At 70.3% G+C, this 23,043-nt stretch carries 21 protein-coding genes and 1 pseudogene; 11 read left to right on the top strand and 11 right to left on the bottom strand.

What is annotated here, in order from left to right:
* Positions 1 to 61 precede the first annotated feature (61 nt).
* The 4 genes from KJP73_RS02200 to KJP73_RS02185 form a co-directional block, all read right to left on the bottom strand.
* Complete coding sequence (locus tag KJP73_RS02200) at positions 62 to 1,198, bottom strand: DNA cytosine methyltransferase (protein WP_213281122.1); 1,137 nt, start codon at positions 1,196 to 1,198, stop codon at positions 62 to 64.
* Positions 1,199 to 1,341: 143 nt separating this feature from the next.
* Positions 1,342 to 2,571: an aldose epimerase family protein gene (locus KJP73_RS02195; protein WP_213281121.1), complete on the bottom strand. Its 1,230-nt coding sequence runs from the start codon at positions 2,569 to 2,571 to the stop codon at positions 1,342 to 1,344.
* Between the two features lie 282 nt (positions 2,572 to 2,853).
* Complete coding sequence (locus tag KJP73_RS02190) at positions 2,854 to 4,737, bottom strand: putative T7SS-secreted protein (RefSeq protein WP_213281120.1); 1,884 nt, start codon at positions 4,735 to 4,737, stop codon at positions 2,854 to 2,856.
* Positions 4,734 to 5,108 carry a hypothetical protein gene (locus KJP73_RS02185; RefSeq protein WP_213281119.1) on the bottom strand — a complete coding sequence of 125 codons (375 nt, stop codon included), beginning with the start codon at positions 5,106 to 5,108 and terminating at the stop codon, positions 4,734 to 4,736. Before KJP73_RS02185 ends, KJP73_RS02190 begins: the two co-directional genes overlap by 4 nt.
* 228 nt (positions 5,109 to 5,336) lie before the next feature.
* On the opposite strand from KJP73_RS02185, the gene KJP73_RS02180 reads away from it, so the two are divergent.
* The 5 genes from KJP73_RS02180 to KJP73_RS02160 all read left to right on the top strand — a co-directional run bounded on the left by KJP73_RS02180 (position 5,337) and on the right by KJP73_RS02160 (position 11,704).
* On the top strand, positions 5,337 to 6,512 hold the full coding sequence (locus KJP73_RS02180) for an ROK family transcriptional regulator (protein WP_213281118.1): 1,176 nt from the start codon (positions 5,337 to 5,339) through the stop codon (positions 6,510 to 6,512).
* Positions 6,513 to 6,528: 16 nt separating this feature from the next.
* Positions 6,529 to 7,335: an ATP-binding cassette domain-containing protein gene (locus KJP73_RS02175; protein ID WP_213281151.1), complete on the top strand. Its 807-nt coding sequence runs from the start codon at positions 6,529 to 6,531 to the stop codon at positions 7,333 to 7,335.
* Positions 7,336 to 7,593: 258 nt separating this feature from the next.
* Entirely contained in the window at positions 7,594 to 9,144 is a 1,551-nt protein-coding gene (gene mmsA, locus KJP73_RS02170) for a multiple monosaccharide ABC transporter ATP-binding protein (RefSeq protein ID WP_213281117.1), read from the top strand.
* Between the two features lie 32 nt (positions 9,145 to 9,176).
* Positions 9,177 to 10,472, top strand: coding sequence for a multiple monosaccharide ABC transporter permease (mmsB, locus tag KJP73_RS02165; protein ID WP_213281116.1), 1,296 nt, complete (start codon positions 9,177 to 9,179; stop codon positions 10,470 to 10,472).
* A gap of 122 nt (positions 10,473 to 10,594) precedes the next feature.
* Entirely contained in the window at positions 10,595 to 11,704 is a 1,110-nt protein-coding gene (locus tag KJP73_RS02160; RefSeq protein WP_433995136.1) for a substrate-binding domain-containing protein, read from the top strand.
* Positions 11,705 to 11,776: 72 nt separating this feature from the next.
* Here KJP73_RS02160 and KJP73_RS02155 read toward each other — a convergent pair whose 3' ends face one another.
* Complete coding sequence (locus KJP73_RS02155; RefSeq protein ID WP_213281115.1) at positions 11,777 to 11,938, bottom strand: hypothetical protein; 162 nt, start codon at positions 11,936 to 11,938, stop codon at positions 11,777 to 11,779.
* A 261-nt stretch (positions 11,939 to 12,199) separates the two neighbouring features.
* On the opposite strand from KJP73_RS02155, the gene KJP73_RS02150 reads away from it, so the two are divergent.
* Positions 12,200 to 12,823: a hypothetical protein gene (locus KJP73_RS02150; RefSeq protein WP_213281114.1), complete on the top strand. Its 624-nt coding sequence runs from the start codon at positions 12,200 to 12,202 to the stop codon at positions 12,821 to 12,823.
* A gap of 95 nt (positions 12,824 to 12,918) precedes the next feature.
* On the opposite strand, the gene KJP73_RS02145 is transcribed toward KJP73_RS02150, so the two are convergent.
* From KJP73_RS02145 to KJP73_RS02125, 5 genes are all read right to left on the bottom strand, one after another.
* Positions 12,919 to 14,811 carry a DUF2075 domain-containing protein gene (locus KJP73_RS02145; protein WP_249669026.1) on the bottom strand — a complete coding sequence of 631 codons (1,893 nt, stop codon included), beginning with the start codon at positions 14,809 to 14,811 and terminating at the stop codon, positions 12,919 to 12,921.
* A gap of 507 nt (positions 14,812 to 15,318) precedes the next feature.
* Positions 15,319 to 17,373 (bottom strand): hypothetical protein, encoded by a 2,055-nt coding sequence (locus KJP73_RS02140; RefSeq protein WP_213281113.1) that lies wholly within the window; start codon positions 17,371 to 17,373, stop codon positions 15,319 to 15,321.
* 417 nt (positions 17,374 to 17,790) lie between these two features.
* Positions 17,791 to 17,943 carry a hypothetical protein gene (locus KJP73_RS02135; RefSeq protein ID WP_213281112.1) on the bottom strand — a complete coding sequence of 51 codons (153 nt, stop codon included), beginning with the start codon at positions 17,941 to 17,943 and terminating at the stop codon, positions 17,791 to 17,793.
* 64 nt (positions 17,944 to 18,007) lie between these two features.
* Positions 18,008 to 20,071: a DEAD/DEAH box helicase gene (locus tag KJP73_RS02130; RefSeq protein ID WP_249669030.1), complete on the bottom strand. Its 2,064-nt coding sequence runs from the start codon at positions 20,069 to 20,071 to the stop codon at positions 18,008 to 18,010.
* A gap of 546 nt (positions 20,072 to 20,617) precedes the next feature.
* The gene (locus KJP73_RS02125) at positions 20,618 to 20,890 is read right to left on the bottom strand and encodes a hypothetical protein (RefSeq protein WP_213281110.1); all 273 of its coding nucleotides are present in this window, start codon (positions 20,888 to 20,890) and stop codon (positions 20,618 to 20,620) included.
* Positions 20,891 to 20,900: 10 nt separating this feature from the next.
* Between KJP73_RS02125 and KJP73_RS19605 the strand changes: the two genes are divergently transcribed.
* From KJP73_RS19605 to KJP73_RS19680, 5 genes and pseudogenes are all read left to right on the top strand, one after another.
* Entirely contained in the window at positions 20,901 to 21,392 is a 492-nt protein-coding gene (locus KJP73_RS19605) for an ATP-binding cassette domain-containing protein (protein WP_349628273.1), read from the top strand.
* Positions 21,389 to 21,724, top strand: a complete 336-nt coding sequence (locus KJP73_RS19155) for a hypothetical protein (protein WP_249669025.1) — start codon at positions 21,389 to 21,391, stop codon at positions 21,722 to 21,724. The genes KJP73_RS19605 and KJP73_RS19155 overlap by 4 nt, the downstream gene beginning before the upstream one ends.
* Positions 21,694 to 21,855, top strand: a complete 162-nt coding sequence (locus KJP73_RS19150) for a hypothetical protein (protein ID WP_249669024.1) — start codon at positions 21,694 to 21,696, stop codon at positions 21,853 to 21,855. The genes KJP73_RS19155 and KJP73_RS19150 overlap by 31 nt, the downstream gene beginning before the upstream one ends.
* A pseudogene (locus KJP73_RS19685) lies at positions 21,855 to 21,995 on the top strand (hypothetical protein); the annotation flags it as partial. The gene KJP73_RS19150 and the pseudogene KJP73_RS19685, both read left to right, overlap by 1 nt.
* 67 nt (positions 21,996 to 22,062) lie before the next feature.
* On the top strand, positions 22,063 to 22,224 hold the full coding sequence (locus tag KJP73_RS19680; RefSeq protein WP_433995138.1) for an ATP-binding protein: 162 nt from the start codon (positions 22,063 to 22,065) through the stop codon (positions 22,222 to 22,224).
* 283 nt (positions 22,225 to 22,507) lie between these two features.
* On the opposite strand, the gene KJP73_RS02110 is transcribed toward KJP73_RS19680, so the two are convergent.
* Positions 22,508 to 22,975 carry a hypothetical protein gene (locus KJP73_RS02110; protein ID WP_213281109.1) on the bottom strand — a complete coding sequence of 156 codons (468 nt, stop codon included), beginning with the start codon at positions 22,973 to 22,975 and terminating at the stop codon, positions 22,508 to 22,510.
* Between the last annotated feature and the right edge of the window lie 68 nt (positions 22,976 to 23,043).

Raw genomic sequence — 23,043 nt, 5'->3', positions numbered from 1 at the left:
GGGCTTCGACATCTCCGGCGATTCTTGGGTTGCACTGACTCCTCGCGCGCTCAAGCACGACTCAGATCAGGTACGGCTTGATTCGCCGAGCGATAGCCCGAGCAAGGCCGCCAGGTACGGCGTTGCCGATTTGCCGCGCAATCTGGATCTTCGTCCCTACCCACTGATAATCCTTGGGGAAGTCCTGGATTAGTGACGCCTCGTAATGCGTTATGACGCGGTCCACGCTGCGGGAGAGGTCGCCCTTGATCCACCGTGAGCCGGGGTCCTGGACAGCAGCTGGCTCCCACTGTGGGTGCAGATACTGGCCCTTCTCCGGCTTGAAGAACTCTGTTCGGATGGTTACCGAAGGCGCGTCCCAGCGCCCACGACCCATCACATCCGTGGTCCCCGTCGGCTTCTCTCGCCAGCAGCGCGGGAGGAGCTCCGTCGGCACGTCGAAGCGTCCCCCGCCGGGCGGTACATACGAGTAGCGCTCTCGACTCTTGGGAAGTGGGTTGCGCTTGATATGAATGTCGCGACCCTTGAATGTGCCAGGCATCGGCTCGCCGAAGAACATTGTCGTCGATGCCGGCAGCTCGGTCGACGCAGGGTCCACGGGAAGTCCACCGATCACGTCGCGAAGCGTCCTCCACGGGGCGAGCCCGCTACCCTCGACCGGCTTCTGAGCATGCGTCGGTGTCGGCATTTCGATTCTTCCGACCCGAGAACCGATGACGATCGTTCGCTTCCTCCGCTGGGCGACGCCGTAGTCCGCGGCGTTGAGTACGGCGTGGGTCAGCTCGTACCCCTGGAGCGCGCCGTGCTCCTGCTCCGCGAGCAGCATCTGGAACTCCGGGCTCTTGGAGAAGCGATCGACGTTCTCAATCACGAAGACCTCAGGGTTTGCCGCAGCCACGACGCGCATGTACTCGCGCCAAAGCTGGTTCCTCGGATCATTCAGATCCTTCAACCCCAGGTTGCTGAACCCCTGGCAGGGGGGCCCCCCGATCACGACCCGCGCCTGTGGAATCTGCTCGGTGGCCACGCGGGCGATGTCGCCGGCGATCACGTGATCTTCGCCGAAGTTCGCTGCGTAAGTGGCCGCCGCTGCCCTGTCCCACTCGACCGCGAGCAGGGGTTCGAAACCCTCATCGACGAACCCCTGAGTCATGCCGCCACAGCCTGCGAAGAGGTCGATCATGGGGATGCCCGTCATGGCGTCGATCGTACGTGCCGCCACCGACAGGACCAGGCGCACACGCCCCGCACTCGCCGACAGCTTGACCGGTTCGCGCCAGGACAGACCCCAGGGCCACCCGCCTCCCAACGGATGCCCCCGGGGCTGCACCTGAAGGCCGACTACCGCCGCCCTCCCCTCGACAGGTCGAACACCGTCGTCGTGTCGTACGTCTCGCCCGGCCGCAGCGTCGTGCTCGGGAACTGCGGCTGGTTCGGCGAGTCCGGGAAGTGCTGCGTCTCGAGCGCCAGCCCGTCGGACTGCCGGTACACGTGCCCGCCGGTGCCGACGAGCGTCGCGTCCAGGAAGTTGCCCGAGTAGAACTGGATGCCGGGCTCGGTCGTCCACATCTTCAGCGTCCGCCCGGAGTCCGGGTCACGGAGCTTCGCAGCGAGCTGCAGGCTGCCGTCGTCGGGCCGGTCGAGCACCCAGTTGTGGTCGTAGCCCTGCCCGAACAGCAGCTGCTCGAACGGCTCACGGATGCGCTCGCCAATCGGCGTCGCCGACCGGAAGTCCATCGGCGTTCCCGACACGTCGGCGATCTCGCCGGTCGGGATCAGCGTCGGGTCGACCGGCGTGTAGCCGCTGGCCGGCAGGGTGAGCTCGTGGTCGAGGATCGAGGACGTGCCCTCGCCCTGGAGGTTCCAGTAGGTGTGGTTCGTCAGGTTCACGACCGTCGGCGCGTCCGTCGTCGCGGTGTAGTGGATCTCGAGCTTCTGGTCGCGGGTCAGCGTGTAGGTGACCTGGACGTCGAGGTTGCCCGGGTAACCCTCCTCGCCGTCGGGGCTCAGGTAGTTGAGCTGGAGCCCGACGGTGCCGTTGTTCTGGATCGGCGTGGCGGTCCAGACCTTGGTGTCGAAGCCCTTGAAGCCGCCGTGCAGGCTGTTCGGGTCGTTGTTGATCGGCAGCTGGTAGGTGGTGCCGTCGAGCTCGAACTGGCCGTTCGCGATGCGGTTGCCGTACCGGCCGATGATCGCCCCGAAGTACGGGCCGGGGTTGTTGTTGTCGATGTAGCCCTGCAGGTCGCTGAATCCCAGGACGACGTTGACCGGGTTGTTCCGACGGTCGGGGACCTCCAGCGACTGGATGATGCCGCCGTACGTGAGGATGCGGACGGTCATGCCGCGGTTGCTGAGCGTGTACCGCTCGACGGCGGTGCCGTCCTCGGTGGCGCCCCACGGCTCGGACGTGATCGTGGCGGTGTCGTGGTGGCCACCGCCCTTGTCACCACCCCAGCGGTCGGTCGTGTCGTCGGCGCCCACGGCGGCGGGGCCGCCCGAGACGAGCAGTGCGGCGACCGCGAGCGGGGCTACGACGCCCACGAGGCCGCGACGGAGTTGACGCATGCGCATGTGACTCCCCCTTGTCCACGTCGGCCGGCGCCGCCCCCTGGGACGTCGATGTCCCGCGGCGCGGCGACCCTGGTGCGTGACGTGGAGGGGGTCGGGGGCCCGGAGGGGCGGTGCGGTCGAGAGCGACGCTAGGACCATCTGGAACCCGGGTCAACGGACGATCGCGACCGGCCGACGAGCTGCGCGTACGAGGACGCCACCAGGTTGTCGTCGGTGTCGTCGAGCTTGGTGTGATGCCGTCGTCCGACACGCACGGCGTGCCTGTCAGCGGACCGACTGGTCTCACCGACGAGACGACGCCCGGCTGCACCTGTCCAAGTCGGGCTCGCGCTCACCGGCGACGGTCACGCGAGTTCCGGATCCCGCTCGTCCCATCCGGGCAGCGAGTGGTCGACAGCGGCCGCGTCGAACGTCTTCCCCGTGATACCGGGGACGAGATCGACGTGCCACGTCCATCCGGAGTCGAATGCGATCACCCGCGGAGCCGGCTCGGGGAGCAACGATCGGATCCACACGGCGGTCGCCCGGTTCTGCTCCGGGGTCCCGTCCACCCACATCGTGGTGCCCGCATCGTTCAGGCTGATCGAGAACGGGGACTCGCCTGCTGGGTCGACCCATGCCGTGAGAGCCACCCCGGACGTCGGATCGCTGACGCGGACGTGCCCGGGCCACCGTGCGTGCAGCGCGTTCAGGAGGCCCTCCGGGGAGATCGGAAGGGCGCCCCCGGAAGGGGAAGCGATCAGCAAGTCGTTCACCGTCTAGCTCTCCGCACTCCGGCCGTACCACGACCTGGAAGTCGATGTCCGGACCCAGGATGGCGCGGGCACGCTCCCCGAGGAAGTCGGCGACCGCCTGCTCGTTCGTCACCAGGCGCAGCCGTGCCACTGGATTGGCGTCGTCGGCGATGACGGCGGCATAGCGACTGATCTGGTCGCTGAACTGCTCCATCACGGGGCCCGTCACGAACGATGGCGCCGTCCCCGTGTAGGGCGACCGCCCTGGTGTCCCGCTGAACTTGATCTCGACGGCTGCGACCGCGTCGGGGTCGAGCGTCAGACCGTCCGCCCACGCTTCCTTGCCGGATCCCTTGATCAGCGTCTCGACCGGGCCCGTCTGCCCGAGCTGGAAGAGGTCCTCCGGCGCACTCAGCGGGATCCGCCTGAGGTTCGGGTTGGAGTCCACCGGGCCGCGTGTGTAGTCGTCCAGCCAGCGGGCACGCTCAGCAGGACTCTCCCACCGGGATCCCGCCTGGTAGAGGCGTCGCGTCGCGTTCGCGACGTCTTCGCCGACCGATGCGACCTCTTCCGCGACGGCGGCGCCGCGCAGGGCCTTGGTCGCGAACCCAGCTCCACCGACTGCAGCCAACGCGATGTCGGGGCTGAGCTGCCCCCACCACTGCGCCGGACGATCGCGCAGCAGGTCGAGCTCGGCCAGCCGCCGGGTAGTCCCTGTCGGGTCGTCGGTGAACGCCTGGTACATCTCGGCACCGCTCTCGGTGAGGTCGGCACCATCCCGGAGCAGGCCTCGGGAGTCGACGAGCGCGCGGATGCTGTTGAACTTCCAGACGAGCGAAGCCATGCCGGTCACCCACGACCGGATCCCTGTCGTGAAGTCGCCGAGATGCCACCTCCCGTCGGGCAGGTCTGCGGAGAGCTGGTCGAGCACCGCGGCCGCCGCGCGCGCCGACGCGAGCACCTGCTGCTGCGCGGATGCCAGCACGTCCTCTGCGGCGGCGCGGTGCTGCGCCCCGGCATCTGTAGCGGTGCGGGCGAGCCCGGCGGCGAGCAGAGAGCCGCTGGGACCGAGATCACGATCGCGGAGCTCGCACCCGCGGGCCCAGAAGTCGATCGCGACCTCGGCACGCCCCTGCCCCCACGCGACCGCGTCGGCGTGCAGGCGGAGGGTCGAGGCCGCGGTCGCATGCACCTGGGAGACGGCGTCCAGGGCCTGCGCGTACTGCTCTCGCCTGCTCGCCCACCCCTCTGAGGCCGCACCGGTCCACGACGAGGCGTCGGCTTCGCGGATCTCGACGACGTGCTGCGCCAGGGCGCGCGCCTGCTGGTCGAGGTTGTCCGCGTCGGCACGCAAGGACGCCGCCGACCCCGGCACGAGGAGGCTCGCGTCGGAGCACGTCGCCAACGTCGCCCCGAAGGCCGTTGACCTCACCAGGCAGAGTCCATCTGCCGCTGGATCCCCTTGGCACGGGCCTCGACGCTCAGCTCGACTTCGAGGTACGTGTCGGCGGACCCCCTGAGCTCGTGACCGGCGTGCTCCACGTCCTCGGCGATGCCGTCGAGGAGGTAGGCGTACCTGTCGGCCCACTGCTGACCTGCAGTGGCCAGCGGCGAGCCGTAGGCGGCGGCTGCGTGCATCGATCGTCGAGTTCCCACGGCCTGGACCCGATCTGCCAATCCGAGCACCGAGTTGGCGACGCTGCGCAGCTGGTCGATGTCGACCGTGTACTGGCCGGTGCTCAGCAGCGGGGTGGTGAGCGGCTGTTGACCACCGTCCCCGTCGCGCATCATGTTCGTCGCCATCATCCCCCTGCGCCGGTTCCGGTCCGACGCGATGCTATCGAGGGGGGCGCAGCCAGCGCTGGCGTTCTGCGTGGCGAGCTCCGACCTCGGTCGCCACACGGCGCGGCCCCCACCCCCACGGACGTTCCGTCCACGGGTCGCTGGAGCAGCGCGCCACCGCCACCGAGCCGCCCCGGAGTACCCTCCCCCCACCAGCATCGGCGCGGCAGGACGGGAGGCCCACCAAACATGGCCGGCTCCCAGACCGCCCTGCGCGAAGCCAACCGCGCCACCGTGGTCGACACCATCCGCCGCTACGGCGGTCTCACCCAGGTCGAGCTGGCGGCAACGACGGGCCTGTCCGCCGCGACGGTCTCCAACATCGTCCGCGAGCTCCAGCAGGCGGGCGAGGTCGACGTCCGGGCCACGATCCACAACGGGCGCCGCGCGATGCTCGTCACGATGGTCCACCGCACGGGCCTCGCGGCCGGCGTCCACGTGGGCACCCGGCACATGAGCATCACGCTCACCGACTCGGCCCACCAGGTCCTCGTCGAGCAGGCCCTCCCGCTCCCCCACGAGCACCGCGCGGACACCAGCCTGGACCGCGCCGCCCTGCTCATCGTCGAGATCCTCGAGCGCGTCGGCTCCGGCCTGGACGAGCTCCTCGGCATCGGCATCGGCCTCCCCGCCCCGGTGGACGCGGCGACCGGCACCGTCTCGGTCCCCGGGATCCTGCGCGGCTGGGACGACGCCCCCGTCGCCCAGGTGATGTCGAAGCGCCTGGGCGTTCCGGTGTTCGTCGACAACGACGCGAACCTCGGCGCCCTGGCCGAGAGCCGCCTCGGCGCCACCCGCCATTTCCAGGACTCCGTCTACGTCCGCGCGAGCCACGGCACCGGCGCCGGCGTCTCGCTGAACAAGAACCTGCACCGCGGCTTCGCCGGCACGGCGGGCGAGATCGGCCACGTCCAGGTCGACGCGCAGGGCGTCGTCTGCCTGTGCGGAAGCCGCGGCTGCCTCAACACCGTCGTCGGCGCCCCCGCGCTCATCGAGGTGCTCCGCGCCAGTCGCGGCTCACTCACGCTCAGAGACATCGTCGCCCTCGCCAACGACGGGGACCCCGGCTGCCGCCAGGTCGTCGAGGACGCCGGCGCCACGATCGGCGCGGTGGTCGCCGGGCTGGCCATCGCGGTGAACCCGCAGTGCGTGGTGGTCGGCGGGGAGCTCGCGGAGACCGGCGAGCTGCTGATCGGCCCGATGCGCGAGGCGATCCGGCGGCGGGTGCCGCTGAACCACATCGCACCGCTCGAGGTGGTCGCCGCGGAGCTCGGCCCGGACGCCGAGGTGATGGGCGCCGTGCTGCTCGCGCTGGAGAACACCCTCGGCACCCTCCCGCCGACCCCCCGTCCGGACGGAGACTGAGACCGTGGCACTCGACGTGGAGTGGACGACGACGCAGCAGCAGGGCCGACGCGACACCGGCGGCCCGCCCCTGCTCGCCCTGCGCAAGGTCACCAAACGGTTCGGCGCGGTCGAGGCGCTGACCGACGCGGACCTGACGGTGCACGCGCACGAGGTCGTCGCGCTGGTCGGCGACAACGGGGCGGGCAAGTCGACGCTCGCCAAGATCATCTCCGGCGTCCTGCAGCCCGACAGCGGGACGGTGGAGATCGACGGCGACGCCGTGAGCATCCCCAACCCCGCAGCAGCCCACGCCCTCGGCATCTCCACGGTGTTCCAGGACCTGGCGCTGTGCGAGAACCTCAGCGTCGCGGCGAACATCTTCCTCGGCCGCGAGCTGCGCGCCTCCCGGCACAGCCCGATGGACATCGACGGGATGGAGCTGGCCTCGGCGCAGATCCTCCGGGACCTGACGATCACCGTGCCGTCGGTCCGGACGCCCGTGCGCGAGCTGTCCGGCGGGCAGCGCCAGGCCGTCGCGATCGCCCGGACGCTGACGACGCGGCCGCGGGTCCTCGTGCTCGACGAGCCGACGGCCGCGCTGTCCGTGGTGCAGACCGCCGAGGTGCTGATGCTGGTCGAGCGGCTGCGCGAGATGGGCCTCGGGGTCGTGATCATCAGCCACAACCTGGCGGACCTGCGGGCGGTGTCGGACCGGATCGAGGTGCTGCGGCACGGCCGGAACAACGGGTCGTTCGACGCGGCGACGTCGGCCCCGGAGGAGATCATCGGGGCGATCGCCGGGGCCACCCGACCGGTGCGACCGGCCTGGGCGACGCGCTGACTGACTTCGACCGCGACATCGGATTGCCTTCAGAGGTTGTCGGCAATCCTCGGTTCAAACCCGCGACCGGCCCCCAGCGACCCTGGATTGCCGCGATCCCGACCGCCCGACCGGCCTTTGGTTGCGATTTGGTCACGCCAGCGCCGAGCATTGCCTTCAGAGGTTGACGCGAAGCCCGCCGCGGTCCTAGCGTCCACCCCGAGCTCGACAGACCGGCACCGACGCCGGCCGTGCAGCGCGGCACAGGGAGCAGGCACGATGCTGGACACCCCCGTCGTCCTCGAGATGAGGTCGATCACCAAGACCTTCCCCGGCGTGAAGGCGCTGGACCAGGTCCGGATGACGGTGCGCGAGCGCGAGATCCACGCGATCTGCGGCGAGAACGGTGCCGGCAAGTCCACGTTGATGAAGATCCTGTCCGGCGTCTACCCGCACGGCACCTACGAGGGCGAGATCGTCTACCAGGGCGAGGAGGTGCGCTTCAAGGACATCAAGTCCAGCGAGCGGGCCGGCATCGTGATCATCCACCAGGAGCTGGCGCTGATCCCGGAGCTGTCGATCGCGGAGAACATCTTCCTCGGCAACGAGGTCACCGGGCCGCTCGGCATCGACTGGGACGCCACCCGCGAGCGCGCGGCGGAGCTGCTCCAGCGCGTCGACCTCGACCTGTCCCCCGACGAGCAGGTCAAGAACATCGGCGTCGGCCAGCAGCAGCTCGTGGAGATCGCCCGGGCGCTGGCCAAGGACGTGCGGCTGCTGATCCTCGACGAGCCGACCTCGGCGCTGAACGAGGAGGACTCCGCGCACCTGCTGGACCTGCTGCGCGACCTCCGCGCCAAGGGCATGACCAGCATCATGATCAGCCACAAGCTCAACGAGATCGCCGCGATCGCCGACTCGATCACGATCATCCGGGACGGGAGGACGGTCGAGACGCTGGACGCCGGGGCGGGCGAGGTCGACGAGGACCGGATCATCCGCGGCATGGTCGGCCGGTCGCTGGACCACCGGTTCCCGGACCACACGCCGAGCATCGGCGAGACGTTCTTCGAGGTGCGCGACTGGTGGGTGGAGCACCCGACGGTCGCGGACCGGATGGTCTGCAAGGGGTCCTCGTTCGAGGTCCGGCACGGCGAGATCGTGGGCTTCGCCGGGATCATGGGCGCCGGCCGCACGGAGCTCGCGCGGTCGGTCTTCGGCCGGTCGTACGGGCGGTTCCGCGGCGGGCAGGTCCTCATCGACGGGAAGCCGGTCGAGCTGCACACCGTCCAGCAGGCCATCGACCACAAGATCGCCTACGTCCCGGAGGACCGGAAGGTCCAGGGCCTCAACCTGCTGGACAGCATCCTGGACACCATCGTGTCGGCCGACCTCAAGCGGATCACGAAGCACCGGGTGCTCGACACCGACACCGCGTTCCTGGCCTCGGAGCACTACCGGAAGTCGCTGAACATCCGGACGCCGTCGGTCCGGCAGGGCGTCGCGAAGCTGTCCGGCGGCAACCAGCAGAAGGCGCTGCTCGGGAAGTGGATGTTCCCCGAGCCCGGCCTGCTCATCCTCGACGAGCCGACCCGCGGCGTGGACGTCGGCGCGAAGTACGAGATCTACGGGCTCGTGCAGCGCCTCGCCGACGCGGGCAAGGGCGTCGTCGTCATCTCCTCCGAGCTCCCCGAGCTGCTCGGCCTGTGCGACCGGATCTACACGATCTTCGAGGGCCGGGTCACCGGCGTCCTCGACCGGGAGCAGGCCGACCAGGAGGCCCTGATGCGGCTCATGACCGGCACCACCCCGGCTCTCACCACCCCCTGATCCAGCGGAACCCGACGAAGGACTACCGGACGATGACGTCTCTCAAGCAGCTGTTCGGCGGCGGTGCCCGCCAGTTCGGCATGGTGTTCGCGCTGATCGCGCTCGTGATCATCTTCCAGATCGCGACGGGCGGGAAGGTGCTCACGCCCACGAACGCGCAGAACATCATCAACGGCAACTCGTACGTGCTGATCCTGGCGATCGGCATGGTGCTGGTGATCATCGCCGGGCACATCGACCTGTCGGTCGGCTCGGTGGCCGCGGTGGTCGGCATCATCGTGGCGCTGGCGATCCGGGACTGGGGCATCCCCTGGTGGGCGGGCATCCTGCTCGGCCTGGCCGTCGGGGCGGCGATCGGCGCCTGGCAGGGGTTCTGGGTCGCCTACGTCGGCATCCCGGGGTTCATCACCACGCTCGCCGGGATGATGTTCTTCCGCGGCGCGAACCAGTACATCGGCAAGTCGAACACCGTCCCGGTGCCCGAGGAGATCCAGACGCTCGGCGCCGGCTACCTGCCCGAGTGGGGCCCGGACACCGGGCTGAACAACTGGACGCTGCTGCTCGGCGTCCTGGCCATCGCGGGCGTGGTCTACGGCGAGCTCCGGCGGCGCCGCTCGGCCCGCCGCCTCGGCGGCACTCCGGTCCCGCTGTGGGTGTCGGTCGTGCGGATGGTCGCGCTCGGCGCGGTCATCGCCTACGCCACGGTGCTGTTCGGCAGCGGCCGCGTCGGCACCTCGTTCCCGGTGTCCGGCGTGATCCTCGGCGTCCTCGTGCTGGTGTACGGCTTCGTCTCCAGCCGCACGATCACCGGCCGGCACGTCTACGCGGTGGGCGGCAACAAGGTCGCGGCGGCACTGTCCGGCGTCAACATCCGCCGCACGAACTTCTTCGTCATGATGAACATGTCCGTGCTGGCGGCGCTGGCCGGCGTCGTCTTCATCGGCCGGTCCACCGCGTCCGGGCCGTTCGACGGCACCAACTGGGAGCTCGACGCGATCGCCGCGGTGTTCATCGGCGGCGCGGCGGTCTCCGGCGGCGTCGGCACCGTCGTCGGGTCGCTCATCGGCGGTCTGGTGATGGCCGTGCTGAACAACGGCCTGCAGCTCCTGGGCGTCGGCTCGGACAGCACCCAGATGATCAAGGGCCTGGTGCTGCTCGCCGCCGTCGCGTTCGACGTCTACAACAAGGTCCAGGGTCGGCCGTCCGTCGTCGGGCTGCTGATGAAGGGCGCCCGGCGCGGCCGGCCGGAGGGCCCCGGACCGGACGACAGCGACGCGGGCACCGGCGCGGTGCCGGTGTCGCAGAACGAGACGCTGGCGCGGAGCTGACGCGCGCCGCCGCGCCGCACCAGACCCCCAGACCCCCACCTTTCCCCCTCGTGCCGGACCCCCGGCACGACGCTCGACCGCACCCAACGGCGGGTGCCCAACCAGGAAGAGTGACACCACCCATGATGAAGCTGACTGCGGCGCTGGTCGCCGCCGGGGCCGCCGGAGCCCTCCTCCTGACCGGCTGCTCCTCCGAGCGAGGCGGCTCGTCCACCGAGGAGACCGCGGGGTCGTCCGAGAGCGGCGGCGGCTTCGCGGCCGACGCCACCATCGGGGTCGCCCTGCCGCAGAAGACGTCGGAGAACTGGGTGCTCGCCGAGCAGCTGTTCGAGGACGGGCTGGCCGAGGCCGGGTTCGACCCGATCGTGCAGTTCGCGAACAGCGGCGTCACCGAGCAGCAGAACCAGATCCAGGCCATGACCGAGCAGGGCGCCAGCGTGATCGTCGTCGGCGCGATCGACGGCTCGCAGCTGGGGTCCCAGCTCGAGGCCGCCGTCGACTCCGGCGCCCACGTGATCGCCTACGACCGCCTGGTGAAGAACACCGAGGCCGTCGACATGTACGTCGCGTTCGACAACTACCAGGTCGGCGTCCTGCAGGGGCAGGCGCTGCTCGAGGGCCTGGCCGAGCGCAAGGGCGAGGGCCCGTACAACATCGAGCTCCTCGCCGGCTCGCCCGACGACGCCAACTCGACGCCGTTCTTCGAGGGCGCGATGAGCGTCCTGCAGCCGAAGATCGACGACGGCACGCTCGTGGTCGTCTCCGGCCAGACGTCGTTCGAGCAGGTCGCGACGCAGGGCTGGAAGGCCGAGAACGCGCAGAAGCGGATGGACACGATCCTCGCCGGCTCGTACGGGTCCGAGGAGCTGCACGGCGTGCTGTCGCCGAACGACACCCTCGGCCGCGCGGCGCTCACCTCGGTGGCGCAGGCGGGCAAGGAGACCCCGGTCGTCACCGGCCAGGACTCCGAGGTCGAGTCGGTGAAGTCGATCATGGCCGGCGAGCAGTACTCGACGATCTACAAGGACACCCGCGAGCTCGTGGCGCAGACGATCAAGGAGATCCAGGCGCTGCAGAAGGGCGAGGACCCGGAGATCAACGACACCGAGTCGTACGACAACGGGGTCAAGGTCGTGCCGTCGTTCCTGCTGACGCCGGTGATCGTGACGAAGGAGAACGCGGCCGACGTGTACAAGGACGACGAGACGCTGTCCCCCCTGACGCAGGGCTGACGGCGCCGCGGCAGGACGCGTCAACGGTGAGGGGCGGGCCCGGGTACGGGTCCGCCCCTCGCCGTCGCCGGTTCAGCCCCGCCCGACCGTCCTCGGCGCGTGTCCGCGCTTCGTGGCCCTCTCGAGCATCTCCTTGGCCCGGCGCTGGTTCTCCGGCTTGGACATCTCCCGGGCGACGACGCGGGCCGCCTTGAGCGCGATCCCGCTCGTGATCGCCTTGCGCATGAAGCCCATGGCCGGCTCCCTTCTCGCTGTGGTCGTGCGACCGTACAGCGGCGCGTGGCGGCGCGCGCGGCGGGGTCCCGGCCCGCCAGCGCGTCCGTCAGCAGCCCCATCAGCGCCTCCAGCTGTGCGTCCGTCGGGCGCTGCGCCCGGTTGCATCCACGACCGGTCTCGTTACGTTCGAGGTCAGGGGCGTGCCGACCCGTTCGCCCCGGCGGTTGCTGCCGACCGAGCCGCGACCCGGCCGACCCTCAGGAGGACACCGTGACACCCGTGACACCCACCCACTCCCGGTCCCGGGCCTCTCGACCGATCGCGTCCGCTCTCGCGGCCTGCGCACTCGTCGTCGGGACGGCAGCGTGCAGCGGCGGTGACGCGGAGGCCGACGGCGCCGACGCCTCCACGCCGGCGCCTCCGCCGGTCACGACGACCGAGGACGCCGCCGGCGGCACCGCGTCCGCGCCCGCACCCGACGGGCTGCTGACCGGCACCCGCCAGGTCGACATCCAGACCTACGGCGGCGCGTGGGTCACCACGACCGTGGAGGGCGGCGTCACCACGGTGGCCGACCCCGCGGAGGCCGGCGGCGTCCCGACCACGTGGGTGTTCGTACCGGACGGTGCGACGTTCCAGGTGCGGACCACGGCCACCACCGACGGGAAGCCGTCGTGCCTGAGCGTGCCCGGCGACGGGGTCGTCACGGTCGCGACGTGCGACCCGGCCGCTCCGGACCAGCAGGTGGACGTCGCGACCCTCGACCAGCCGGACCAGGTGAACATCTCGTCCGCCGCGGGGGTGGTCGTGGCGGACCAGGAGGGCGGGCTCGCGCTCGAGCCCGATCCGTCGAGCCCCGCCGGCGTGTTCACGCTCGTGGACCGCGGCGCCGCGGAGGGCTGACGGGGCCCCGGCGCAGACGCCAGGCGCCGCGACGATGCGCTAGGCGGCGGTGGTCGATCGGGCATCGTTCTGCGCACCGCGCTGGCGCGGATCCGCTACCTCATGTCTCCCGGAGAGGCGATGAGCGACCGGAGCTTCGCCTGCGTCTCCTCGTCCGTCGAGTACAGCACCGCGCCCACCATCCCGCGGGTGAGCAGCACCTTGTAGACGTTCCGGACGAGCCGCTCGAACGTCTCGTCGTCCACGGTCTTGCGCGAACGGAAGTCGGGGTCGCGGTTGTGCTCGCGACGCGCGACCCACCGGTCGCGGCGCCAGACCAGGTCCGGGCCGAGGATGACGCCGTTCCAGGAGTACTCGAAGCCCTGCGCCGTGTAGACGCAGCCGACCTGCTCGAACCCGCCGTCGGCCGTGGCCCAGAGCGCTGAAGGAGGCGCCCCTCCCACAGCGCGCTCGCCACGCACGTTCCAGGGGCGGGCCCAGGCACCGATCTGGACGTCGTCGACGAGTGTCCCGTCGGGGCGGGGATCGCTCCACGGCCAGCAGTAGCCGGCGGTCATGCGGGCGTTGAGGCCAGCGTCGAGCCGCTCCCGCAGACGCCTCTCCAGGTCGGCCGGGTCGTCAGCGACCTCGACCGCGAACCGGTCGTCGCCGGGCCACGGCACTGGGCCTCCCGGGGTGAGTTCGAGCAACCGCAGGACCCACTCGATCCACGCCTCGCTCCCACCGGACCGGAACTGCCCGTGCAGGTCGACCTCGAGGACCTTCAAGCCCCGGCGCTCGGCGTGCTCACGGATCTCGTGGACGGAGCCCATCTCGCCCGGCCGCACCACCTGGTGCTGGTCGAGCAGGAAGACCGGGACGCGCGCGGCGTCGAACAGCTCGTCGACCTGCGGGCGCGCGACGGCACGGACGTCCTTGCGCGTGTACCGGTTCACGGACGTCGTCCGAAGCCGGTGCGCCTCGTCGAGGATGAGCGCGTCGAGGCCGTTGCGTTCCGCCGTCATGAAGCTGTTGAAGTACGCGAAGAGGTTCCGTGTGCGCGGCGAGCCACGCCCGGCCACCGAGCGAAGCGTCTGCGTGAACGACCGCGACCCCGTGCCGTGCATGACGGTGCGGCCCTCGCGGGCCAGCTCGCCGAGCAGCGAGAGAGCGATCACGCTCTTGCCGCTGCCCGGCCCCCCTGTCACCACCACAACGGTCTTCGTGTCCGCCCGGCTCGCCGATCGGACTGTGTTCATCACCAGTTCGTAGGCGACCCGCTGCTCGTCGAGGAGCCGGAACTGCTCCCGCTGCTGGATCTCGTCGGCCGCGACCGACAGCAGCTGCCGAGACGGCGCGACGCGTGACGACAGCAGCGCGTCGGCGGCCCGCACGCCTGACGCCGGTGCCAGCCGCGAGCGGAGGAAGTCGTGGAAATCACCGCGACGTTGCCCGGTGAACAGCCGCGACCGCGCGCCGAGGCCGGGTGCGCGCAGGTCCGCGATCCCGTCCTCGGAGGCGTTGTGCAGGTAGGCCGCGCCGACCAGGGCCTCGGGCGACGATGCGAGGACGCTGACGAAGTCCCGCATGTAGTCGACGTACCCGTCGACCTGGAGCGACGGGTGCAGCACCGGCCGGTAGCGGGCTCCGTCGACGTCGAGCAGCGTGACGCCGCCGTCCCAGCTGCGCGCCCGGCTCCACTGCTTGAGCTCGACGACGACATAGCTCGGGTCCCCGGTCCGCGGGTGGACTCCCGCCAGCACCGCGTCCGCCCGCTTGCTGGTCATCGGGAGCCGGTGCTCCATGAGCACCTCGACACCGTCGAGTCCGGCCTCGCGCAGGTCGTCGGCGAGCACCGGGAGCGACGAGCGCCACGACCTGCGCTCGCCCTCGCCGGGCCTACCCACGCCCTGGTACATCAAGTAGTCGACCAACGCCTGCTCGACGACGGAGAAGTCCGAACGCGCGTAGGCGATCAGCTCCGACGCACTCCGGCGCAACGCTTCCACGACGAGGTCCCCCGGGCAGCACGAATGAACGTGCGGGGGGACATGTCCTGGGGCTCACGCCTGGAAGTCCGTCGATCCGCTGACGGAGGGAACACTAGCGAGTGCGGCAGGCCTGGTCAGCGAGGCGCGACGACGCAGCCGCCCGGCGTTGTACTCGCACCGTCGGCCGCAGGCTCGCTCGTGAGGGTCACGGCAACTCCGCCGCCGCCCAACAACCCACGGTCGTCGACGTACGCGGCGGGTTGCTCTCGCGGGCCCACCGCTTCGAACTTTGCAGGTATTGAAGGCGCTGTCAACGCAGGGCTGAGCCGGGTCGCAATGCCAGATACGGTGCCGGGCACCCAGGGACGACGAGCATCGAGAGCGGGTACCTGGTCGCTCTGACGAGGATTGACCCGGGCCAGGCCACATCGACGGGTTCGAGTATGGACATAATCGGCGCAGCGAGGCGATGGTGCGCCGCGTTCAACGCTGCCGAGCACACGCAGCCAGAATACGAAAGCGCCGTCAACGCCCCTTAAGGGAGGAACTGATCAAGTCTGCGACCGGTCCCCAGACATCCCACACATCCTCGATCAGCCGTCGACCTTCGAGCGTCTTCCCGCTAAAGCGATGCTGCTCCCACTGTTCCGTAAGGTAGACGATGTCACCCGAGGTCCGGATGGTCCCGCGAGCCTCGAGCAACTCCAGCACATTCCCGAAGTCTTCACCCTTGATCGACTGCCGCCCTTGCAGCTTCATGACGTAGGTACCGCGCTCACCGTCGTGCCCATGAGACCGGGTGAGGTTCATGAGCATCTTCAGGAAGCGCACCGCCCGGCTTGAGGGATCCACCGACGAGACCTCTTCCCGCGACTGGACGTATGAGTGCCAAGGAAACGCCGGCGACGTGCCGCCCGGAGGAATAAGCTCAAAATCTCCAGCCCGAGGGGGCCTGGTGATCTCGGCCGGGAGTTCAAGGCCCGAAAGCACGTCGAACGTCACCATGCCGCTGACGGGAGCGCTGCCCGACGCTGGCGCCGCGCGCTGCGCGAACTCAACACTGCCACCCTCGATCCGAAGCGATCCACATCGTAGGAACAGGTCAGGACCAAGAACGGTCGACGGCAAATGGGCCGGGATCAAGACGCCTCGCGACGTCTCGACGGTGAGACCCTCCAGCGGCCCAAGGAGACGAATGTCGGTCTCGTGGCTTGAAATCAACACGAGGTCGACCGCTGACTTCGCGCCATGCCCGTCGACGCGAAGCGTGACATCAAACTGACTCGGTCCACTCTCGGTGATCGAAACAGTCGCCGAAGCGGCAGTCGACTCACCGGCCGTCACCGACGCATGAAGAGCGGCGAACTGCCACTCATCAACGAGTGCTCCTTCTCGGTCAAGGGAGAAAAGGTCGAACAAGAGACTCGAGTCATTGCCCGTCCTCAGCAGCCGCTCACCAGGGAGCAGAGAAAACCGCCTATAAGCGACGTACGCTCGAAAAACAGCGCTAGCCCAGTCGCCTTCGTTGAGGAACGGATGCTGGGCGCGGAACGGCTCAATCTGCGTCAGGTATTCAGCGCGCACCTTACTCTCGACGTGCGCGACGGCCGGGAAATCAAGGCCCTCGAGTGTCGCACAAAGCCAGTCCATTTGCTCGTCCGGCGTGTAGACCGCCTGAGGATCCAGTCCAAGACTCTCGGCCAAAGGAGCGACCTTCTTCTGCTCCCGATGAAGCAAGGCCTCAAGGATTCCCCGGAGCACGTCCAAGTGGCGAGTTCCCCCAGACGTCGTCTCGAACTCGCGCGCGAGCGCATAAAGGTTGACGTCGGCGCGAAGGGCAACGGACACGGCGTCGAGGACCGGTGCATATCCGACGAAAGCGTCCACCGCCTCATCGGGGAGAGGGCCGGTCAGTCCGGCGAGAATTGCGTCGCGCGCCTCGACGTACGCTTCCGTGTCGACGACGGCAGGGTTCTTAGCCCGCAACCTCGTCAAGCCGTCGACGTAGTCCAACCTCGATTGAGCATCGAAGTGGCTGACCTCAAGCCACGCTACGGATGCGCCGGCGTCGTCGAGCGATACCCACACCTCCTCAAGCGTCCGCTCGCGACCGAAGAGCACGAGCCGCGCTCCGTGTCGGACCACCTCGCCCATCGAGTCCAGGAACTGGGACCACGAGGTCCCGGACACTCGGGCGTGCGCCTCGTCGAGGGAATCGATGAGGATCTGCGGGCGGCTCAGTTGTTGGAACGTGCTCTCGTAATCGAGACGGTTGGTGTAGCGACTCAGCAAGTGCGCGAGTGATGTAGCCCCGACGGCACTATCCTCTTCCAGCTTCCAGAGGGGAGCTCCGAGCTCGAACGACATCTGCTCAGCGGCAGTGCTCTTCCCCGCGGCACCGCGAGCGGACACAAGGATGACGTCGGCCGTCAGGTCTCCGAGGTCATCCTTGACCACGAGCGTCGGCCCCGCGAAGAAGTCGCGGGGCTCGCGCACGCGGAAGGTGTCGAGGCTGCTTCCGACGAAACCTCCGCCACGCAGGGTGCTCACGACGTCGTCGAAACTGATCTGAGTGGCCATGATCTGAGTTGACCACATCGGCTAGCCACCTCGTGGGCACTTCGGCCCGCCAATGCACCCAGCGTTACGCACCAGTCAGCACGAGGCGTCGACAAGGGGCGCGGTCATGACGGTCGACGACGGCACGCGCTCGCAACGGCCGCAGCGAGAGCGACTTCAGCGTGCGGCACGCTCCTCTAGACCGTTGGCCTCGTATCCCGCACCAGCAGTGACGCGTCACGAGCTCCACGCGGCCGCTCTTCTTCGGGTGCAAGGACCGCGTCGGAGGGCCCGCACGGACTTCGACTACGCCGTGTAGGCGGGCGCCTTCGCCGGGCTGTCCTGCGAATCGTCCGGGCCCGCCAGAGCCAAGACACCGCCACGTCTCCAAGGCCGTCCTCTCACGCGAGGATCAGCCAACGCGTCGGCGCCCAGACGTCACGCCTGCCCCGCGGCACCGCCCCGCTTCGTGACCCACCCCAGCAGCTCTCGCGCCTTGCGCTGGTTCTCGGGCTTCGACATCTCTCGCACCGCGACCTGCGCCACCTTCGCGACGACCGCGCTCTTCAGCATCTTGCGGACAAACCCCATCGGTCTGCCTCCCTCGCGTCCGGTAGCGGCGACCGTAACCCGGGCACCGCTGGAGCGCCCCCGCTCAGGCCGGGGCGCCCCCAACGGCGAGCGCGTCCGTCAGCAGCCCGACCAGCGCCTCCAGCTGCACGTCGGTCGACGACGCCACGTCGTCCTCCCCCGCGCCGTCCAGCGCCCGCGCGGCGAGCCCGGACTTGCTGTCGATGAGCTCGGCGATCTTCGAGTCGATCGTCTGCGCGGCGATGATCCGCCAGGCGGTGACGGGCTCGTCCTGCCCGATGCGGTGGACGCGGTCGATGGCCTGCGTCTGCTCGGCGTAGGTCCAGGAGAGCTCGGCGAGCACGAGGTTGGACGCGACCTGGAGATTGAGCCCCACGCCGGCGGCGGTCAGCGAGCACACGGCGATCGAGACGTCGGGGTCGTTGACGAACGCGGCGACGTTCTTCTCGCGGGTGCGGGTGGTCTGCTCGCCGCGGATCGAGGCGTACCGGATGCCGCGGTCGGCGAACGTCTGCTCGGCCTGGTCCATCACGTCGACGTGCTTCGCGAAGAACACGACCTTGCCGACGTTGCGGGCGAGCTGCGCGGCGTAGTCGGCGGCGGGGCCGGCCTTGGCCTGGCCGATGCGCCGGACCATGGTGAAGACGTTCTCGCCGCCGGTCTTGGAGCTCGAGTCCTTGAGCTCCGACGCGGCGATCCGGCGGGCGAGGTCGAGGTCGATCCCGTCCACGACGGCCGACTCGCCGCGGGTCGCGACGGCGGTCCGGTAGCGCTCGACCATGCGGGCGGCGAGCGCCGCCTCGGCGGCGCGGATCGAGCGGCCGGTCGCGCCGTCGAGCTCGACGGGGAGGTCCGCGACCCGGCGGGCCGGGATGTCGGCGACGACGTCGGCCTTGCGGCGGCGGACGATGCCCATGTCGATGACGGCGGTGCGCGCGGCGGTGGCGAAGCCCCGGTCGGCGGGCGTGAGACCGGTGTCCTCCAGGGTGGTCATGAGGGCGCCGAGCGGCTGCGTGTCGTCGATCCAGCCGAGCAGCTGCCAGATGGCCCGGAAGTCCTCGATGTCGTTGATCAGCGGGGTGCCGGTCAGGGCCATCATCAGCGGCCGGGCGACGCGCGCGCGGATCCGGTCGGCGATCGCGAGGACGTGCTGCGAGCGCTGCGAGCCCTTGTTCTTGATGAAGTGCGCCTCGTCGACGACCATCCCGCGGAAGCCGAGGTCGCCGAGCCAGCCGACGTGCCGGTCGAGGATCTCGTAGTTCACGATGACGACGTCCGCGAACGCGTCGACCTTCTCGCCGTCGCCGTGGACGACGGTGGCGCGGCGCTCCGGGGTCCACAGCGCCACCTCCCGCGCCCAGTTCGTCTTCACGACGTTCGGCACCACGACGAGCAGCGGGTACGCGTCGGCGGCGCGGGCGGCGAGCAGCGCCTGCGCGGTCTTGCCGAGGCCGGGCTCGTCGGCGAGCAGGAACGTGCGGTGGCCGGTCGCGGTCGCGGCGACGACCTGCGCCTGGTGCGGCATGAGCTCCCGGCCGAGCGGGACGGGCACCGCGCGCGGCTCGGGCAGCGGCATGCAGGCGGGCGCGCCGGTGGCCGCCTGCTCGAAGGACCGGAACAGCGGCTCGAGCAGCTCCCAGCCGGCCAACCGGTGGGCCTTCGGGGCCATCCGCTGGGCGGCGGCCTCGAAGTCGGGCGGCAGGAACGGGTTCGCGAGCTGGCGGGAGATCACGGAACGTGGCACGACCCGGGTGTGGGCGCCGGGCTCCGGCACGACCGGGGCGGGCTCCGGCTCGGGCTCCTCGGGCGGCTCCATGCCGGCGGCCCGCATCATCGTCGCCTTCAGCGCGCGGGCCGCGTCGGAGACCTTCGCGTCCTCCGCGAGCAGCTGCAGCAGCGAGGTGTCGCGGGCGGCCGTGCGGGCCAGCATCGTCGCGACGCCGTCGAGCCGCTTGAGCTGCTCGGCGCGCTTCGCCTCGGTGAGGTCGCCGTCGGCGATCGTCCGGGCGCGCTCCTCCCGCACGAGCAGCGCGACGACCTGGAACTTCGTGCGGGTCGACGGCCGGAGCGGCGGACGCTGCACGGCGCGGTCGACCTCGGCGGCGGCCTCGGCGAGGACGGGGATCAGGCCCTCCTCGGACCGGCGCGCACCGCGGCGACGCTGGCCGGAGGCCGGGCGCCCGCCCGACCCGGAGCGCGAGCCCGACGCGGACCGCGAGCCGGAGCCCGCCCCGGACGCGGCACGCGCCCCCGCGGAACGTCGTCGGCCCGACCCTGGTCCTGCCACATCTCCTCCTTCGACGAGCCACCGCGGCCGCGACGGCGGCACGGCACGCGACGGCTGCACGACGCACCGCGCGTCGGGCACACACCGGCCGGGTCGTCCGGAGCGCGACCCGGGCGGCACCGCGCGGCCCGCTCCCCTGAGCCGCGGCCGTGGACCGGCACGCCAGAACACCGCCGTCAGGGCGGGCGTGGCCGGCAGAGGGAACTGCCGGCCGTCAGGAGTGCCGGACGCCTCGCGGGACCACGACGTGGACCGCCGCGGATGCGTCGCCGTCGGGAGCAGCGTAACGCCGACGAGGGACGGCGGCGGACCCGCGGGTCGACCGCACGTCCGGCGCGGCGGGGGCGGCGAGCCGGCGCGCCGACCCGACGAGGACGCCCCCGCCGGTCAGGGGTGCACGAGGGCAGCGGAGGTCGCGACGGCGTCCTCGTACTGCCGCCTGTCGAACACGAAGGGGCCGACGCCCGCGTAGGACCACGCCGGGCGGTGCGGCTGGGCGAACCCGGACCACGTCACCTGGTGGTCGGTGAGGACGACATCGGCCTCCAGCGGCCAGCACCCCACCTCACCGCAGTCGCACCCCAGCAACCACAGCCGCGCGGGAACGAGACCGGCGTACTCCCCGGCAGGCGCGAAGCCCCGCTCGGACGGCGCATCCACCGATCGGGCGATGCCCGGATCCACCGACCCCGCGCCAGCCAGCCGATCCGGGACCGTCCCACGCCGCCGAGGCTCGACCCATGACGATATCGAAGTCACCAACCTCCGCAAGACCTACGGCGAGATGACCGCCGTCGAGGACGTCTCCTTCACCGTCGGGGCCGGGGAGAACGGCGCCGGCAACACCACGACCGTCGAGTGCCTCACCGGCGTGCGCACGCCCGACGCGGGGTCGCTCGCGGTCCTCGGGCTCGACCCGCGGCGCGACCGGCGTGAGCTCCGGCAGCGCGTCGGCGTGCAACTGCAGGACAGCCGTCCGTCTGCCGGACCGGCAGACGGTCGGCGAGGCGATGCAGCTCTACCGCACGTTCTACCGGCGGCCCGCCGACGGCGGGCCGCTGCTGGAGATGCAGGGGCTCGCGGACAAGCGCGACACCCGGTACCGGCAGCTCGCCGGGGGGGCAGAAGCAGCGGCTCGCGATCTCCTTGGCGCTGGTCGTGAGCCCGGACGTCGCGGTGCTCGACGAGCTGACGACTGGGCTCGACCCGCAGGCCCGGCGGGACACGTGGGACCTGGTCGAGCACGTGCGCGACGCCGGCGTGACGGTCCTGCTGGTCACGCACTTCATGGACGAGGCGGAGCGCCTCTGCGACCGGCTCGCACTGATCGACGCCGGCCGGGTGACGGCGCTCGACACCTCCGCCGGCCTGGTCGCCCGGGTCACTGGGAACAGCGCGTGCGATTCCGGCCGTCGGCCGCCCTCGCCGACCGGCTGCTGGTCGACCTCCCCGAGGTCACCGGCGTGCAGCAGCACGGCGGCCAGGTGGTGGTGATCGGCACGGGCGACTTGCTGCAGGCCGTCACGTCGGTGCTGGCCGTGCATCACGTCGTCGCGCACGAGCTCCGGGTCGAGCAGACGAGCCTGGACGACGCGTTCGTCGCGCTCACCCGACGGGCCGCCTGATGCGCGCGCTGCGCGGACTCACGGCCGCCGAGACCCGGCTGTTCCTGCGCGACCCGGTGTCGGTCGGCTTCGGGGAGCTGCTCCTCGACGACGTGTCGTTCACCGTCCCGCGCGGGAGCCGCGTCGCGCTCATCGGACCGTCCGAGTCCGGCAAGAGCACCGTCGCCGCGCTGCTTCAGGCGGACCTGCCAAGCCGGCCACCGGGTCCTGTTCGCTACCGCTTCGGAGTGGGTCGATCACCTCGCAGGCGCGCACCACGACGGCCGGCTGCAGGACGAGCTGCGGCGCCTGGGCCGCTACCCGTTGCTGGTCATCGACGAGGTCGGCTATATCCCCTTCGAGCCAGAGGCCGCGAATTTGTTCTTCTAGCTGGTCCCAGCCCACTGCGAATACGCATCGCTGATCGTCACCTCGAACGAGCCGTTCGAACGCTGGGGCGAGGTCTTCGGCCACGACACCGTCGCCGCCGCGATGACTCGACCGCCTCGTCCACCGCGCCGACGTCATCGCCTTCAAGTGCGACTCCCACCGGCTCAAGAACCGCGACCTCGGCCGCCCACCAGCGGCCACGACCGACTGACCACACCATGAGGGGGGCTACTTTCACCCACCCTCAGATTTCAGCCGTCGTTGACACAGGCGTCCGGCGGCTTCAGAACGTCAGGAGAAGTACGCCATCGAGCTCCAGGTGCACTCCTGTGCTGTGAGCCAGTCGGGCGAGGTCGTCCCCGACGGGCTTGCCCGTGGTGCTGCCCTTGTAACGCTCGGGCACGAGCAGGATGAGCCACCGGATGCCTGGCATCGAGGCGGCGGCCAAGGCGGCGAGCAGCGCGGCATTGTTGGTCCGCGCACGGCCAGTCTGCACACTCACGGCGACGCCGGTTTGGCGAGCAACGAGATCGACCTCGGTCGCCGCGAACGTCTCGCGATCCGGGACGCCGAGCGAGTGGGCGCGCGCGACGGGTCCGACTGCGCTGAGAAGATCCATGCGGTGCAGACCGCCCGTCGGTGTCTCGGCGGTGGCGAGGGAAGGTAACCGTTCCCGAAGATCATGCGCCAGGTCGGTAACCGGGGCGGGAGGGCCATCCGTTGCGTGCTTGAAGAAGATCCAGTCGTACATGGCGTGAGCTTGCCAGCTCTCCCGCGTGTCGGGAGCGCACAAAGCGGGTGAACACCGTCAAGCTGCTG

The sequence above is a fragment of the Cellulomonas hominis genome, assembly GCF_901521055.1.
Lineage (GTDB): Bacteria > Actinomycetota > Actinomycetes > Actinomycetales > Cellulomonadaceae > Cellulomonas > Cellulomonas endometrii.
Note: the sequence above shows the minus strand (reverse complement) of the source record. Positions and strands in the feature narration are given on the sequence as shown.